16 protein-coding genes are annotated in these 16,175 nt (G+C 66.8%); 13 read left to right on the top strand and 3 right to left on the bottom strand.

Features of this window, described 5'->3' with window-relative positions; genetic code table 11:
* Positions 1–11: 11 nt before the first annotated feature.
* From kynA to AC1DDG_RS02645, 6 genes are all read left to right on the top strand, one after another.
* Entirely contained in the window at positions 12–866 is an 855-nt protein-coding gene (gene kynA, locus AC1DDG_RS02670; RefSeq protein ID WP_230117551.1) for a tryptophan 2,3-dioxygenase, read from the top strand.
* Positions 863–2,107: a kynureninase gene (kynU, locus tag AC1DDG_RS02665; RefSeq protein ID WP_476874848.1), complete on the top strand. Its 1,245-nt coding sequence runs from the start codon at positions 863–865 to the stop codon at positions 2,105–2,107. Before kynA ends, kynU begins: the two co-directional genes overlap by 4 nt.
* Before the next feature lie 242 nt (positions 2,108–2,349).
* Positions 2,350–2,619 carry a 30S ribosomal protein S15 gene (gene rpsO, locus AC1DDG_RS02660; protein ID WP_230117553.1) on the top strand — a complete coding sequence of 90 codons (270 nt, stop codon included), beginning with the start codon at positions 2,350–2,352 and terminating at the stop codon, positions 2,617–2,619.
* Between the two features lie 248 nt (positions 2,620–2,867).
* The gene (locus AC1DDG_RS02655) at positions 2,868–5,126 is read left to right on the top strand and encodes a polyribonucleotide nucleotidyltransferase (RefSeq protein WP_476875013.1); all 2,259 of its coding nucleotides are present in this window, start codon (positions 2,868–2,870) and stop codon (positions 5,124–5,126) included.
* A 150-nt stretch (positions 5,127–5,276) separates the two neighbouring features.
* The gene (locus AC1DDG_RS02650) at positions 5,277–6,620 is read left to right on the top strand and encodes a M16 family metallopeptidase (RefSeq protein WP_476874847.1); all 1,344 of its coding nucleotides are present in this window, start codon (positions 5,277–5,279) and stop codon (positions 6,618–6,620) included.
* A 141-nt stretch (positions 6,621–6,761) separates the two neighbouring features.
* Positions 6,762–7,223: a DUF1579 family protein gene (locus AC1DDG_RS02645; RefSeq protein WP_230117555.1), complete on the top strand. Its 462-nt coding sequence runs from the start codon at positions 6,762–6,764 to the stop codon at positions 7,221–7,223.
* Between the two features lie 30 nt (positions 7,224–7,253).
* Here AC1DDG_RS02645 and AC1DDG_RS02640 read toward each other — a convergent pair whose 3' ends face one another.
* Together AC1DDG_RS02640 and moaA are read right to left on the bottom strand one after the other, a co-directional pair.
* Positions 7,254–7,520, bottom strand: a complete 267-nt coding sequence (locus tag AC1DDG_RS02640) for a MoaD/ThiS family protein (RefSeq protein WP_476874846.1) — start codon at positions 7,518–7,520, stop codon at positions 7,254–7,256.
* 4 nt (positions 7,521–7,524) lie between these two features.
* Positions 7,525–8,658 carry a GTP 3',8-cyclase MoaA gene (gene moaA / locus AC1DDG_RS02635; protein ID WP_476874845.1) on the bottom strand — a complete coding sequence of 378 codons (1,134 nt, stop codon included), beginning with the start codon at positions 8,656–8,658 and terminating at the stop codon, positions 7,525–7,527.
* A gap of 445 nt (positions 8,659–9,103) precedes the next feature.
* On the opposite strand from moaA, the gene AC1DDG_RS02630 reads away from it, so the two are divergent.
* The 6 genes from AC1DDG_RS02630 (at position 9,104) to AC1DDG_RS02605 (ending at position 14,185) form a co-directional block, all read left to right on the top strand.
* Positions 9,104–10,552 carry a molybdopterin-dependent oxidoreductase gene (locus tag AC1DDG_RS02630; RefSeq protein ID WP_476875012.1) on the top strand — a complete coding sequence of 483 codons (1,449 nt, stop codon included), beginning with the start codon at positions 9,104–9,106 and terminating at the stop codon, positions 10,550–10,552.
* Between the two features lie 23 nt (positions 10,553–10,575).
* The gene (locus AC1DDG_RS02625) at positions 10,576–11,865 is read left to right on the top strand and encodes a molybdopterin molybdotransferase MoeA (protein ID WP_476874844.1); all 1,290 of its coding nucleotides are present in this window, start codon (positions 10,576–10,578) and stop codon (positions 11,863–11,865) included.
* The gene (moaC, locus tag AC1DDG_RS02620) at positions 11,853–12,347 is read left to right on the top strand and encodes a cyclic pyranopterin monophosphate synthase MoaC (RefSeq protein ID WP_476874843.1); all 495 of its coding nucleotides are present in this window, start codon (positions 11,853–11,855) and stop codon (positions 12,345–12,347) included. The genes AC1DDG_RS02625 and moaC overlap by 13 nt, the downstream gene beginning before the upstream one ends.
* Positions 12,344–12,856: a MogA/MoaB family molybdenum cofactor biosynthesis protein gene (locus AC1DDG_RS02615; RefSeq protein WP_476874842.1), complete on the top strand. Its 513-nt coding sequence runs from the start codon at positions 12,344–12,346 to the stop codon at positions 12,854–12,856. Before moaC ends, AC1DDG_RS02615 begins: the two co-directional genes overlap by 4 nt.
* Positions 12,846–13,310 carry a molybdenum cofactor biosynthesis protein MoaE gene (locus AC1DDG_RS02610; RefSeq protein WP_230117561.1) on the top strand — a complete coding sequence of 155 codons (465 nt, stop codon included), beginning with the start codon at positions 12,846–12,848 and terminating at the stop codon, positions 13,308–13,310. The genes AC1DDG_RS02615 and AC1DDG_RS02610 overlap by 11 nt, the downstream gene beginning before the upstream one ends.
* A 113-nt stretch (positions 13,311–13,423) precedes the next feature.
* A complete protein-coding gene (locus tag AC1DDG_RS02605; RefSeq protein ID WP_476874841.1) occupies positions 13,424–14,185 on the top strand; it encodes a MerR family transcriptional regulator in 762 nt (253 codons plus the stop codon).
* Positions 14,186–14,919: 734 nt separating this feature from the next.
* Here the strand turns inward: AC1DDG_RS02605 and AC1DDG_RS02600 are convergent.
* Positions 14,920–15,285, bottom strand: a complete 366-nt coding sequence (locus tag AC1DDG_RS02600) for a hypothetical protein (protein WP_230117564.1) — start codon at positions 15,283–15,285, stop codon at positions 14,920–14,922.
* A gap of 129 nt (positions 15,286–15,414) precedes the next feature.
* Here AC1DDG_RS02600 and dapB point away from each other — a divergent pair, with 129 nt between their 5' ends.
* Positions 15,415–16,173, top strand: coding sequence for a 4-hydroxy-tetrahydrodipicolinate reductase (gene dapB, locus AC1DDG_RS02595; protein WP_476874840.1), 759 nt, complete (start codon positions 15,415–15,417; stop codon positions 16,171–16,173).
* Positions 16,174–16,175: the final 2 nt, after the last annotated feature.

The raw sequence follows: 16,175 nt of genomic DNA, 5'->3' as shown, positions 1-16,175 counted from the left end.
AAGGCAACACTGTGACCGTGGAAAAGAACACCAGAAAACTGGACAAGGGGATCGTCCGCGATTTCAGTTCCAGGATGAGTTACGGGGCATACCTGCAGTTGCCCACGCTGCTCAGTGCCCAGCGGCCTGTCAGCACGCCGGAACACCATGACGAAATGCTGTTCATCATCCAGCACCAGACCACCGAACTCTGGCTCAAGCTCGTGCTCCACGAGCTTCGCAGCGCGGCGGAGCACCTTAGGGCGGATGATCTCGGGACGGCCCTGAAAGGGATTGCCCGGGTTAAGCACATCCAAAAAACCCTCACGGAGCAGTGGTCGGTGCTGGCCACGCTGACGCCCACCGAGTATTCGCAGTTCCGCGGTTTCCTCGGCAACTCCTCAGGATTCCAGTCCAGCCAGTACCGGGCAGTGGAGTTCGTCCTCGGCAACAAGAACCGGAAGATGCTGCCGGTGTTCGAATCCGATCCGGAGGCTCACGCGCTGCTCCAGGAAGTCCTCGATGCCCCGAGTATCTACGACGAATTCCTGGCCTACCTGCACCGCAAGGGCTATGACGTGCCCGCTTCCGTCCTTGACCGCGACGTCAGCAAGGCGCACGAGTTCACGCCCGAGCTCGTGCCGCTTTTCAAGCACATCTACGAAAATGCGTCCGACAACTGGGGCGCCTACGAAGCGTGCGAGGAGCTCGTGGACCTGGAGGACAACTTCCAGCTGTGGCGGTTCCGCCATCTGCGGACCGTGCAGCGCACCATCGGCATGAAGGGCGGAACCGGCGGCTCAAGCGGCGCGGCTTTTCTCCAAAAAGCCCTTGAACTCACGTTCTTCCCGGAATTGTTCGCCGTACGGACGGAGATCGGCCAGTGACCAGGATTCACGGCACTGAAGACGCGCTCCGCCAACGTGCGGCCCTGCTGGACGCCGAGGATCCCCTGGCGCCGTACCGTGCGCGTTTCATCGGCACGGACACGGAGCTCTCCCACCTTGACGGCAACTCCCTGGGCCGTCCGCTCAAGAGGACGGCCGAGGACATCAACGCCTTCATCCATGCGGGCTGGGGCGGCCGTCTGATCCGGGGCTGGGATGAGGAATGGCTGGAGATGCCCCAGGCCATTGGGGACCAGCTGGGACGTGCCGTCCTGGGTGCCGCCCCGGGCCAGACCATCATTGCCGATTCCACCACGGTGGTGCTCTACAAGCTGATCCGCGCCGCGCTTGCAGCGGTCAAGGATTCCGCAAGGACAGAGATCGTCCTGGACACGGACAACTTCCCGACCGACCGGTACCTCGTCGAGGGCATCGCGCGGGAGGAAGGGCTGACGCTGCGCTGGATCGACGCCGACCCTGCCGCCGGGGTAACCGTTGAACAGGTGAGCGAGGCCGTAGGGCCGGCCACCGCCGTCGTGCTTCTCAGTCATGTGGCCTACCGCTCGGGGTTCCTTGCCGACTTGCCGGCCATCACGGCGGCGGCGCACGACGCCGGCGCGCTGGTGGTGTGGGACCTGTGTCATTCGGCGGGGTCAGTGGAGATAGGGCTGGATGCCAGCGGCGTTGATTTCGCCGCCGGCTGTACTTACAAGTACCTCAACGGCGGCCCCGGCTCGCCCGCCTTTGCGTATGTCAATGCCAGGCATCTTCCCGGACTGGCCCAGCCAATTTGGGGATGGATGGGCCGGAAGGACGCCTTCGAGATGGGCGCCGGCTACGAGGCAGCCCCCGGTATCCGAGGCTTCCTCAGCGGGACCCCGGCCATCTTCGGAATGATCGCGATGCGAGGCACATTGGACCTGATCGAGGAAGCGGGAATGCCGGCCATCCGGGAAAAGTCGCTGCGCCTGACCGCCTACGCTTTGGAGCTGCACGATGCCTGGCTTGCGCCAGCCGGCGTGAAACTCGCAACACCACGCGCCCCCGAACAGCGGGGGAGCCACATCAGCCTCGACCATCCGGCCTTCCGGGAAGTGACTGCGTTGTTGTGGGACAGGGACGTCATCCCCGATTTCCGCGCACCGGAGGGCATCAGGATCGGGCTCTCCCCGCTGAGCACGGGGTTCACCGAGCTCCACCGGGGCATGGCGGCCGTCCGCGACCTGCTGCCGCGTGCCTGACCTTCACGCGCGGCCGGCCTTCACGTGCCCGGCAAGGCGGCCCGGGTAGTTTCGACAACGCTGGGGGCGTTTCGACAAGATTGCAACAAGGCCGGTAAACTAAGCGGTGGATCCGGCTGCAGTCCGTGGTTGCTGGATCCTGTTTCGCGCGCACCGGCCCCCGTTTATCGGGATGGTCCGCGCCGGCACACCCGGCAGTGGGTTACTGACTCGGGCCTCACGGCACATCTCTAGGAGTTATTGTGGCACTTGAAGCCGCTGTAAAGCAGTCCATCATCAAGGATTTCGCAACGTCCGAAGGCGACACCGGTTCACCGGAGGTCCAGGTTGCAGTCCTGACTCAGCGGATCAAGGATCTCACTGAGCACATGAAGGAGCACAAGCACGATTACCACACCCAGCGCGGTCTGCTGGCCATGGTCGGTCGTCGCAAGCGCATGCTCACTTACCTGAAGAACACTGACATCGCCCGCTACCGTTCGCTCATCGAGCGCCTCGGCCTGCGCCGCTAGTCAGGCATTACGGGCGGCCCTTTCCGGAGCGGAACGGGCCGCCCGCTTCACAGATAACTAAACAGGAGGATCAACCGCATCACGCATTCGCGGTCCTCGGTAGTGATCCCCGGGAACGGCTTCGACGTCTTGAAGCCCCGGCCCGTGGGTCTCGATCGATGACCGGGTGCAGTGCAGGCCAGTAGACAGATGCTGGCCTGGGTTGATGCGGCTGGACTTCCGTTAAACAAGAAACGGAGGTGACTCTCTTGGAGGGTCCCGAAATCCAGTTCTCAGAAGCCGTCATTGACAATGGCCGCTTCGGCAAGCGTGTAATCCGCTTCGAAACCGGCCGTCTTGCCAAGCAGGCAGCCGGCGCAGCCATGGTGTACATCGACGAAGACACCGCCCTGCTGTCCGCCACCACCGCCGGCAAGCACCCGCGCGAAGGCTTCGACTTCTTCCCGCTGACGGTCGACGTCGAAGAGCGCATGTACGCTGCCGGCCGCATCCCGGGCTCGTTCTTCCGCCGCGAAGGCCGTCCGTCCACCGAGGCCATCCTCGCGTGCCGCCTCATGGACCGCCCGCTGCGTCCGGCCTTCGTCAAGGGCCTCCGCAACGAGGTCCAGATCGTCGTCACCGTCCTGGCGATCAACCCCGACGAGCTGTACGACGTGGTGGCCATCAACGCCTCCTCGATGTCCACCCAGCTCTCCGGCCTGCCCTTCTCCGGCCCGATCGGCGGCGTCCGCGTTGCCCTCGTCGCCGACGAGAACGGCTCGCAGTGGGTAGCTTTCCCGAAGCACTCCCAGCTCGAGAACTCCGTGTTCAACATGGTCGTCGCAGGCCGCATTGCCGGTGATGACGTCGCCATCATGATGGTCGAGGCCGAAGCCACCGACAACTCCTGGAACCTCATCAAGGAACAGGGCGCCACTGCCCCCACCGAAGAGGTTGTTTCCGAAGGCCTCGAGGCTGCAAAGCCCTTCATCAAGGCCCTCTGCGAAGCACAGGCCGACCTGGCAGCACGCGCCGCCAAGCCGACCGTCGAGTTCCCGGTCTTCCTTGACTACCAGGATGACGTCTACGCCGCCGTCGAGGCTGCCGCCGCTGAGAAGCTGGCCGCCGTCTTCCAGATCGGTGACAAGCAGGAGCGCGACACCGCCTCCGACGCACTCAAGGACGAAGTCACTTCTTCCCTGGCCGGCCAGTTCGAGGGCCGCGAGAAGGAACTGTCCGCAGCATTCCGCTCGGTCACCAAGCAGGTTGTGCGCCAGCGCATCCTGAAGGACCAGATCCGCATCGACGGCCGCGGCCTGACGGACATCCGCCAGCTCACCGCCGAGGTCGAGGTTCTGCCCCGCGTCCACGGTTCGGCCATCTTCGAACGCGGCGAGACCCAGATCATGGGTGTCACCACGCTGAACATGCTCAAGATGGAACAGCAGATCGATTCGCTGTCGCCGGTAACGCGCAAGCGCTACATGCACAACTACAACTTCCCGCCCTACTCCACCGGTGAAACCGGCCGCGTGGGTTCGCCCAAGCGCCGCGAAATCGGCCACGGCGCCCTGGCTGAGCGCGCGCTCGTGCCGGTCCTGCCGTCCCGTGAGGAATTCCCCTACGCCATCCGCCAGGTGTCTGAGGCTCTCAGCTCCAACGGTTCGACGTCGATGGGTTCCGTCTGCGCCTCCACCCTGTCCATGCTGAACGCCGGTGTGCCGCTGAAGGCCGCCGTCGCCGGCATCGCCATGGGCCTGGTCTCTGACCAGGTTGACGGTCAGACCCGCTACGCGGCCCTGACCGACATCCTCGGCGCCGAAGACGCCTTCGGCGACATGGACTTCAAGGTCGCCGGTACCTCCGAGTTCGTCACGGCCATCCAGCTGGACACCAAGCTCGACGGCATCCCCGCCTCCGTGCTGGCAGCAGCACTGAAGCAGGCCCGCGAAGCCCGTCTGCACATCCTCGAGGTCATCAACGCAGCGATCGACACCCCGGACGAGCTCTCCGAGTTCGCACCGCGTGTCATCGCCGTCAAGATCCCCGTGGACAAGATCGGCGAGGTCATCGGGCCCAAGGGCAAGATGATCAACCAGATCCAGGAAGACACCGGCGCCGACATCTCGATCGAGGACGACGGAACTGTCTACATCGGCGCAACCAACGGCCCGTCGGCTGACGCTGCACGGTCCGCGATCAACGCCATCGCCAATCCGCAGGTTCCGGAAATCGGTGAGCGCTACCTGGGCACGGTCGTCAAGACCACCACCTTCGGTGCGTTCATCTCCCTGACCCCGGGCAAGGACGGCCTGCTGCATATCTCCGAGCTGCGCAAGCTCGCGAGTGGCAAGCGCGTGGACAACGTCGACGACGTCGTCTCCGTGGGCCAGAAGATCCAGGTCGAGATCACCAAGATCGATGACCGTGGAAAGCTGTCCCTGTCTCCCGTAGTGGCTGACGAGGAAGGCGCCGGCGAAGCCGAGCGCGTTCACGCTTCGTCTCCCGCAGAGGGATCTGACGACTAACAGCAGTCAAGGGCGGTAACTGCCCAGCAGACGACGGCGGGGCCGGTGGTTGATCCACCGGCCCCGCCGCCGTTAACCCCTCACACTCCGGCGTCGCGGCCCGCTGGTACGATTGCAGGCAGATTTGGCTCCGCTTCCTGAAAGGCCTTGATGACTGTCGTACCCCTGCCGCTGGCTCAGAACCACCCCGGCGACACCCTGATCCACGGCGCCGACGGCGGCTCGGTTGTGCGCCGGTCCGTCCTCCCCGGCGGGGTGCGTGTCCTGACCGAGGCGATGCCGGGCCAGCGCTCCGCCACCGTCGGATTCTGGGTGGGTGTGGGGTCGCGTGACGAGGCACCCGGCCAGCACGGTTCGACCCACTTCCTCGAGCACCTGCTGTTCAAAGGCACCAAGCGGCGCACCGCGCTCGAAATCGCGTCGGCGTTCGACGAGGTCGGCGGGGAATCCAACGCCGCTACGGCGAAGGAGAGCACCTGCTATTTCGCCCGCGTGCTGGACACTGACCTGCCGATGGCCATCGACGTGATCGCGGACATGATTACCGGCGCCGTCCTGGACCCGGGCGAAATGGAGCAGGAACGGGACGTCATCCTGGAAGAAATCGCCATGGACAGCGACGACCCCACAGACGTGGCCCATGAGCATTTCGTCGCCGCCGTTCTTGGAACGCATCCTCTCGGACGCCCCATCGGCGGCACCCCTGACGCCATCAGGGCTGTGGCCCGCGACTCGGTCTGGGACCACTACCGGCGCTACTACCGTCCGGATGAGCTGGTCATTACTGCTGCGGGCGGCCTGGAGCACGACGTCGTGTGCCGCCTTGTGGTGGACGCCCTTCACGCCGCAGGCTGGTCGCTAGAGCCCGATGCTGCCCCTGTGGAGCGCCGCTCCACAGAACGCGCGGACATCACCGGCACGTCAGGCCTGCACGTGGTCAAGCGTCCTGTGGAGCAGGCCAACATCATCATGGGTTGCCCCACCATCGTGGCCACCGATGAGCGACGGTACGTCATGAGCGTGCTGAACGCAGTACTGGGCGGCGGGATGTCCTCGCGCCTGTTCCAGGAGATCCGTGAGAAGAGAGGGCTTGTTTACTCCACGTATTCCTTCGCCTCTTCCTACGCCGACGCCGGCTACTTCGGCATGTACGCCGGCTGCACGCCCACCAAAGTCCGCCAGGTACTGGAACTCCTGGGGGCGGAGCTGGACAAGCTTGCAGACGGCGGCATTTCTGACGACGAACTCCGCAAGGCAGTTGGCCAGCTGTGTGGCGGGATCGTCCTCGCCCTGGAGGACACCGGATCCCGCATGTCCCGGCTGGGCCGCGCCGAACTCGTCTCCGGCGAGTACCAGGACATCGACGAGACGTTGCGGCTCATCAAGGCCGTGACGGCGGGGCAGGTGCAGGAGCTGGCCCGCGAGCTGGCAGCCGCGCCGCGGACAGTGACGGTTGTGGGTCCCTTCGAAGAGACGGAAACCTTCGGGCTCTGATGTTTCGCGAGGGGTGGCCCTCAGCCGGCGCGGCACCGGACCTGCCCCTGACCATGCCGCTGGACATGCCCGCGGCGCGGGATCATCATGGAGCCAGACCACTCCGGAATTCCGCTCGGAGTCATCCGACTCGGAGGAAGAATGGACCGGCCGCATCCGGGGACAGCGCACGAGGCGCTCGGGATTTTCGTCGGACGCTGGCTGGGCACCACTGAGCTGGCCTCATCGCCGTGGGGGCCGGCCCGGATCGCCACCGCGGAGGTGACGTTCACGCGGGCAGCCGGCGGGTTTGCGGTGGTGCAGACGTACCGCCACACCGAGGCCGACGGCACGCACTTCGAAGGCCACGGCGTCTTCACCGTCGACCCGGACCACGACGAAACCCTCTGGTACTACGTGGACAGCATGGGCAGGCCCCCGGCAGCGCCGGCCCGGGGCGCCTGGCATGATTCCACGCTGACCGTGGAGCGGCACAGTGACCGCGGAACAGCCCGGCACACGTTCCGGGTCGATAACGGCATCCTCATCCACACCGCCGAACTCAGGCTGGGGGACGCGCAGGACTTCAGCCCCTTCATGACGTCAATCTGCCGCCGGGCGTGACCCGCAGTCCGGATCCGAGCCGCTTCGTTCTTAACCGCCGGCGAAGGGCGGCAGGACGTCCACCACGTCGCTGTCGGAGAGAACCACAGTGCGGTCGCGGACGGCAACCTCGTTGAGCAGGAAGCTGCTGCGGGCAAGGATCCTCGCCAGCGGTGGCGTCCCGGCAGGCGGCTCGGGGCGTTCAACCCCGAGCACGGCGGCCAGCAGCGACTCCACCGTGGCCCCGGCGGGAAGGTCGAAGCGCTCTTCCTCCATGCCTGCCGCAGCCCGTGCGGCAGCGAAGTAACGTACGTTCAAGGGTTCAGCCTCCGATGGCGCTCATGCTGCGGTCCGGCTGGACGAAGTCCGGGGCGTCGAGTCCCACGTGGTCCATGCCGTGGGCCCTGGGCTTGACCCACATGGCGTCCTGCCAGCGTTCCGCCAGTTCCTGATCACTGGCTCCGTCGCGAAGCAGGCCCAGAAGGTCGAACTCCTCGCGGGAGAACAGGCAGCTCATGATCTTGCCTTCGGCCGTGATGCGGGTCCGGCGGCAGTCCGAGCAGAACGGCTCGGTGACCGAGGCGATGATTCCCACGGTGCCCAGCACCGGTCCGTGCGGATCAGCTGACCCCGCCACCCGGCGTCGTACTTCAAAACGCTCGGCAGGCGCGCCGTCCCGTGCACGCGGATCCGGGCTCAGGAGGTAGTCCGCGGAGAGCAGGTCCCGGATTTCCGCCGCGGTGATCATGTTTCGCCGCGTCCAGCCGTGATCGGCGTCGAGCGGCATCTGCTCGATGAACCGCAGCTCGTAGCCCCGGTCCAGCGCCCAGGCGAGCAGCGACGGGGACTCGGCGTCGTTGATTCCGCGCATCAGGACGGCGTTGAGCTTGACCGGCCCCAGGCCTGCCGCCCAGGCTGCGTCCACGCCGGCGAGGACCCGGTCCAGGAACGGGCGCCTGGTCAGTTCGGCAAACGTTTCCTCGTGCAGGGAATCGAGCGAGACGTTGATGCGGGTCAGCCCGGCCGCTTTGAGCGCGGCGGCCTTCTTGTCCAGGCCTACCCCGTTGGTGGTCATGGAAATCGGGAGCTCGGGGTGCGCCTTCCGGAGGGCCGCAATAATGCTGACCAGATCCGCCCGGACCAGAGGCTCGCCGCCCGTCAGGCGCAGCTCGCGCACGCCCAGCAGGTCCACGCCCACCCTGACGATCCGCACGATTTCCTCCGCGGACATGACAGCCTGCTTGGCCAGCCACTCCAGCCCCTCGGCCGGCATGCAGTACGTGCACCGTAAGTTGCACTTGTCCGTGAGGGACAGCCTCATGTCGGTGGCACGGCGTCCGTAGCGGTCTGCAAGCCCGGCAGGAGCATCGGCCGGGCGGGCAGCGGGAAGGCCCTGGGCGCCCGGAACCGGGCTGCCTCCTTCGCGGGGCTGCGGCATGCCAAGCTGAACACTCATAAATTCAGGCTACGCCACGTTGGGCACAGCTCCACGCCTGTGACATTCCCGGGACGGGCAGGCCCGCCGTTCAGATCCATGCGCCGCGGGAAGGGGCAGGCGCGGGTTTGGGAATGACGCTGGAAATGGCGCCGACGGCGGCCGGCGAACTTATGCTGGAAGGGTGAACGAGTCCCAGCCGGCAGTGCCCCGGGCAGCAGCCGGGCAAGCGAACTACTCCCCCGAACGCACCCGTGGACCTGTGCCGGTTACGGCGGCAGGGGCATCCCCTGCGGAACAGCCTGCCGAACAGCCGCCCGTCGCGTCTGGGCGAATTCCGGAACCCGGGCCTGGCGCTGGTGCGCAGCCCCGCGGCTGGGCTGCGGCCGCCGGTGTGGTGGCGGCAGGCACGGGACTGGTGGCCAGCGAGCTCATCGCCGGGTTCGTCAGCCCTTCACTGTCGACCATGACGGCGCTGGGCGGCGCAGTCATTGACGCAGCTCCGCCGGGAGTCAAAGATTGGGCGGTTTCGCTTTTCGGCACCGCGGACAAGATAGCGCTGCTGACCGGCATGGCGCTGGTGATCGCAATCCTCGCGGCCGTGGCCGGTGTGCTGGAGCTGCGCCGCCGCTTCGCCGGTGCCGCCGTTTTCGCGGCCTTCGGCATCGTGGGCGTGGCGGCAGTCCTGACCCGCGCCCAGGTGACTGTCACCGCCGTCGCGCTCCCCGTGCTGGCGGCCGGCATCGGAGGACTGCTGCTCCAAAGCCTGATCTGGCGGCTGGCCGCCTGGCAGAAGGCCGCCGCACCACGTTCCCGCGGGCAGCACCCCGGGCAGAACAGCGCGGAGCGGCGCAGCTTCCTGCAACTGCTCGGCGGCACGGCAGCGGCCGTCCTGGTGGGAGGCGCCTTCGCCACCGCCTGGCGGGGAGGCGCTGCCGGCGTCAGCGAGCTCCGCAGCGCTCTCCGGCTGCCGTCCCCACGTTCGCGGGCCGCGGGCATTCCGCAGGGCGCCCAGATTGGCCTGGCCGGAATGGTTCCCCTCGTCACCCCGAATCCCGATTTCTACCGCATCGACACCGCACTCTCCGCTCCTGTGATCGATCCGCGCGAATGGACGCTCAAAGTGACCGGCATGGTGGAACGGGAGGTAGAGCTCAACTTCGATGCACTGCTGGCGAAACCCCTCACGGAACGGCATGTGACCATCGCGTGCGTGTCCAACGAGGTGGGCGGCGACCTGATCGGCAATGCGCTCTGGCTTGGCTGGCCCGTCCGTGAGTTGCTGGCGATGGCGGGGCCGAAGCCCGGCGCAGACATGGTGCTGTCCAGAAGCACTGACGGCTGGACAGCAAGCACGCCGCTGGAAGTCCTGACTGACAAAAACCGGGATGCGCTGCTCGCGGTAGGCATGAACGGCGATCCGCTGCCGCTGGAGCACGGGTTTCCGGTGCGGATGATCGTTCCCGGCCTGTACGGATACGTGTCCGCCACGAAATGGCTGACTGAGCTCAAAGTCACGAGGTTCGCCGACGACGTCGCGTACTGGACACCGCGCGGCTGGTCAGAGCGCGGCCCCATCAAGATCTCCTCGCGGATCGATGTGCCCCGCAACGGCCGGCCCGCCCGCGCCGGCACGGTGATGTTCGGCGGGGTGGCCTGGGCGCAGCACACCGGAATCGGCAAGGTGGAACTGCGCGTGGACCGGGGCAACTGGCAGCCGGCCGACCTCGCCCCGGGCATCTCGGTGGACACGTGGTACCAGTGGCAGCTCGGCATCGACCTCCAGCCGGGACAGCACGAGGTCCAGGTGCGCGCCACGGACCTCCGCGGCGCCGCGCAGGCCGAGGAACAAAGGTCGGTCGCCCCGGACGGCGCCACGGGCTTCCACACCATTAGAGTTGACGTGAACCCGTAGCCGCCGTTCCCGAAGGCAGGACCATGCACAGCCAACCGCAGCCGCACGCCTCTGCCACCTTCGCCTCCGCTCCGGCAGCAGCCGCCGAAACGGGGCACGCGGCCCACGCCCACCGCACTGTGGCCGAACACCGGCGAGCCGTCCGGGAGCTCCTTGAGCCGCTGCCGGCCGCAGGGCGCACCGAGCGCCTTTCCCTCGCCGATGCCCTGGGCCGCGGGCTGGCGGAGACCGTGACCGCACCGGTCAGCCTGCCGTCCTTCGCCAACTCCCAGATGGATGGCTTTGCCATCCGCGCTGCTGACGTGCCCGACGGCGGCGCGGAACTGCGGGTTGTGGCTCCGGTTCCGGCCGGCTCGCGTCCCGTCCCGCTGCAGCCGGGCGAGGCGGCCCCCATCATGACCGGAGCCATGGTCCCGGCGGGTGCCGATGCCGTCGTGCCCGTTGAGCGGGCCGTTCCGGCCAGGTTCCCGGTACCCGGCGAGGAAGCGACGGTGCGGCTGCCCGCGGCGCCTGCCGGAACGTATATCCGCCGTGCAGGAAGCGACATCCGGGCTGGGGAAATTGCCCTGCCCGCCGGCACGTTTTTGGGGCCGGGCCAGCTGGGGCTCCTCGCAGCACTGGGACTGCCGGACGTCCTGGTCCACCCTGCACTGACCGTTCTGCTGGTCACTACGGGCGATGAAGTGGTGGAACCGGGCGAACCACTGGAGGACGGCAAAATCTACGACGCCAACGGCACCCTGCTGGAATCGTCCTTGCGGCAGGCGGGGCTGGCAGTGGTCAGGGCCGGCATCTCCACCGACAACCCCGCCGCGCTGCGCAGCCTCCTGCGCAGCCACACGGCCACCGTGGACCTCATCGTCACCACCGGGGGAGTCAGCAAAGGCGCGTACGAAGTGGTGCGCCAGGCCATGGACGGCCAGGCCGTGGTCTTTCAGCATGTGGCGATGCAGCCGGGCGGCCCGCAGGGGATCGGAACGTTCGACGGCGTCCCTTTCCTTGGGTTTCCGGGTAACCCTGTCAGTTGCCTCGTTTCGTTCGAGATGTTCCTGCGTCCCGTCCTCAGCGAACTTTTCGGCTCGCCCGCGCCACGGGCCAGGATCCAGGGCCGGCTCGCCCAGCCGCTGACGTCGCCGGCAGGCAAGCATCAAGTGCGACGGGGAACGCTGCTGCCGGACCGCACCGTGCGGCTCGAGGGCGGCGAAAGCTCCCACCTCATCAGGGCACTCGCGCAATCGAACGCCCTGGTCCACGTGCCTGAAGGAATCTCCGCGCTCGACGAGGGCGCCGAAGTGGAAGTATGGATGTTGTGACTGCACAAAATGACAGCGCCGGGCTTACGCACCTGCGCAACGACGGCACCGCCCAAATGGTGGACGTCTCAGGAAAACCCGAGACCACGCGTGAGGCCACGGCCACAGCAACAGTCCGCAGCACCGCGGAGGTCCTGGCGCTGCTGGGCACCGGCGGGCTGCCCAAAGGCGATGCCCTGGCTGTGGCCAGGGTGGCCGGCATCATGGCGGCCAAGAAGACACCGGAACTGATTCCGCTGTGCCATCCGCTGCAGATTTCGAAGGTGACCGTCGACTTCGAACTCGGTCCGGATACCGTGGACATCCTGGCCACCGTCAGGACCAGGGGAGTCACCGGCGTCGAGATGGAGGCCCTGACTGCCGCCTCCGTCGCTGCACTGAGCGTTTACGACATGATCAAGGCCGTGGACAAGCACGCGGTACTTACCGACATCAAAGTGCTCGCCAAAAGTGGCGGCAAGAGCGGGGACTGGACACTGTGAGCGGCACGCAACCCCATGTCCACGGCGACGTCCAGGGCCGGAAGGCAGGCGTTGTCATTGCCTCAACGCGCGCCGCGGCCGGCTTGTACCGCGACGAGACCGGGCCCGTCATCATCGACTGGCTCACCGAACACGGTTTTGAGACGTTTCCCGCCATGGTGGTCCCCGACGGAGAACCGGTGGGAGCGGCCATCCGCGCGCTCCTGACCCAGCAGCCCGCCGTCGTGATCACCAGCGGCGGCACGGGACTCAGCCCCGACGACCGCACGCCGGAAATGACGCTCCCGCTGCTGGACCGCGAAATCCCCGGCATCATGGAGGGCATCCGCCAGGCCGGGATAGCCAAGACCCCGCACGCCATGCTTAGCAGGGGCCACGCCGGCGCCGCCGGCAGGACCTTCATTATTAATCTTCCCGGATCACCCAAGGGCGTCATGGACGGCCTGTCCGTGCTGGACCCGGTGATCGGGCATCTCTGTGACCAGCTGGAGGGCGGACATGGGCACTGAAGCATCCTTTGAAGTAGTTCACGCGGTGCTGAGCACGGAGCCCATCTCCGTGGACCAGGCCATCGCCGCCGTGGAGTCGGACACGGCAGGAGCCGTGGTCAGCTTCAGCGGCGTGGTGCGGAACCACGACGGCGGGAAGGCAGTCGAGCGGCTCAGCTACAGCGCGCACCCCACGGCACACCAGGTGATGGCCGACGTCGTGGCGCAGCTGGTGGCCGAACACGCCGTCGGTGCTGATGCCCAGGCACCGCCGGTGAAGATCTGGGCTGCCCACCGGGTAGGACCCCTGGAAATCGGGGATCCCGCCCTGGTCTGCGCGGTATCCGCGGCACACCGGGGGCAGGCGTTTGCCGTGTGTTCCGAGCTCGTTGACCGCATCAAGGCACAGGTTCCCATCTGGAAGGAACAGTTCTTCGCCGATGGCACCGTGGAATGGGTCGGGGCAGGAGCCTGAGCGGCGGGTGACTTCCCGGCAAAAAAGCGGCCTTGACCCTTCCGTAACGTCAACCTTTAGAGTCGCATTAGCGGGCCGGACCGGCCGGCCGCTGATGGGCAAGGGGAGGACGCATGGACTGGTCCATCCAGGAGATAGCGAAGATCGCCGGCACGACGAGCCGCACGCTGCGCCATTACGACGACATCGGACTGCTCAGGCCGAGCCGGACCGGCCATAACGGCTACCGGTACTACAACTCCGCTGCCCTGGTGCAGCTGCAGCGCATCCTGCTTTTGCGCGAACTGGGCCTCAGCCTGCCAGTGATTTCTGACGTGCTCCGGCAGGAGACGGATGCCGTCAGGGCCCTCGGCGGGCACCTTGAGTGGCTGCAGCAGGAACAGGCAAGGCTGGCCAGGCAGGCGGCCTCCGTCCGGCAAACCATTGAGTCATTGAAAGGAGATGGGGAACTCGTGGCAGAAAAAATGTTCGACGGTTTCGACCACACACAGTACAAAAACGAAGTCGAGGAACGGTGGGGGAAGGACGCCTACGCCCAGGGGGACTCCTGGTGGCGCGGAATGAGTGCCGAGGAGAAGCAGGCCTGGCGGCAAGGCTCCCAGGATTTGGCGACGGACTGGATCCGCGCCGCAGGGTCGGGCGCCGCAGCCGACAGTGCTGAGGCGCAGGACCTGGCGCGACGCCACGTCGACTGGCTCACCGCCATCCCGGGGACACCGGCGTCCCGGGGCGGCGACAGGAAGGGATATGTGGTGGGCCTTGGCGAGATGTATGTCGCCGATCCGCGTTTCGCAGCAAATTATGGCGGCGAGGCCGGAGCGGGCTTCGTCCGCGATGCTCTTCGCATCTATGCGGAGCGGCATCTCCAGAGCTGAGGAGAGCTGAGGGGTATAGCCGGGTCCGGAGCTTCTGGGGGAGTGCGTCCGGACCCGGCAGTCCTGCAGCCGAGGGTTCGCGGCGATCTTCGACTTCAGGACACTCCAACTTTCGCCCGGGCGTCTTGAGGAAAGCCGCACCCTGCATCCCCGCCACATGGTCCCCCGCCGCCCCCCTCATGGGGGTGGTTCCCGCTCGTGGGGGGCAGGGGGCTTAGGACAGGGGGTCCCCGGTCCGGGTTTTCGTAGCAGAAGCGCGACACGATGACGCTCGCCGGGGAAAGCCGGCCAGCCGTTGCGACGGCTGGCCGGCTTGCCGGGCACGCCCGGACGACTAGCCCGGGCGGGTCTCAGGTCAGTGGGCGAAGGGGCTCTCTGGCCGATTGGAGCGGAAGGAGTGGGCCGATGGAGCCGGGAGACCCCGACACGGAGGCCCGACCGCGCGGGCTTCACGCCGGGAACCCACTGGAGTCCGGGTCAAGGGAGCGGAGGGCTGGGGATCCTTCCCTGCGCGGTCAGGTCCTGGACGTCATCGCTGACGTCATTTCCGGAACAACGACATCCCCCGAGGTGCGGCGCAGGCTGCTGTGGCAGCTGATGGAAAATCCGGGAAACCCGGAGCGGGCCTTGCTCTCACACCTCCAGGAATTGGAGGGGCCTTAATGCCGCCACCCCCCCGCCGCATGTGCGTGCGGCGGGTGAGGGGCGGCTTCTGGCAGCCAGGCAACTGGCCGTTACAGGACTTCCAGTGCCCCGTTTGCCTTGATGCCGGGGTCCCGGAGATGTTCCAGCAGAGCCCGTTCCGGGTGGCCGGGATTGTCCGCCAGATGTTGCAGGAGGCGGCCGCGGACCTCGGGCCGTACAGGTTCAGAATCGGAAAGGACATCCAGGATGATGTCCAGGATCTGCTGGCGGAGCTCCGGATTCCCCAGCTGGACGCACGCAGGCGCCTGTGGGGCGGCGGTCTCCCACTGCTGTGGAGCGACGTGCTCGTGAAGATCGCGGGTGTCGATGCGCATTCCGGACTCCTTCGGCTCGTTGAAGTCACGATCCTTGTCCCCCTGGAGTTCCATGATGAGGGGCAAACGTGAGGGGTGCATGAGACTCGTCTGAGAGTCTTCTCATAAGGGTGCCGGCCACGCGGCGGCCTCTGTGCGCCCTCAGGCACGGGAGGTAACGCATGGGGACCGGTTCCTTTCGCCGGCCGGGCGAAAGGTAGGGTTGAATCCATGACCGAACAACTCGCTGTCGCCGTCCTTGGCGCGAATGGGCGCATGGGCGCCGAAGCAGTCAAGGCCGTTGAATCGGCTCCCGACATGAAGCTCGTCGCAGCCTTGGGGCGTGGCGATTCCCTGGACACACTGCTCAGCGCCGGGGCCCGGTTCGTCGTGGACCTCACCGTTCCGGAGAGCACGGAGGAGAACATCCGTTTTGCCGTGGAGAACGGCATGCATGCCGTGGTGGGCACAACGGGCTGGGACGCAGCAAGGCTTGAGAAGCTTGAAACGCTGCTCGCCGGCAACCAGGGCGTCGGCGTCCTGATTGCGCCGAACTTTGCCCTTGGCTCGGTGCTGGCGTCGGCGTTCGCCGCCAAGGCCTCCAAATACTTCGAATCCGTGGAAATCATCGAGCTCCACCACCCGGACAAGGTTGACGCGCCCTCCGGCACCGCCGTCCGCACCGCCCAGCTGATCGCAGCAGAGCGGGCAGCGGCCGGGATGGATCCCAGCCCGGACGCCACCACCAGCGGGCTTGCCGGCGCCCGCGGGTGCGACGTTGACGGCGTCCGCGTGCACAGCGTACGGCTTCGCGGCCTCGTAGCGCACCAGGAGGTCCTGCTCGGGGGGCCGGGGGAACAGCTGACGATCCGCCATGATTCGTTTGACCGGGCCTCGTTCATGCCGGGGGTCCTCCTGGGCGTGCGGAACGTCGCGCGCCACCCCGGACTGACCGTTGGCCTGGACGGCTACCTGGATCTGGGGCTGTAGAA

It is taken from the genome of Arthrobacter sp. 10L430 (assembly GCF_056395245.1).
The sequence above is the reverse complement of the archived record's forward strand: the minus strand, read 5'-3'. Positions and strand labels throughout refer to the sequence as shown.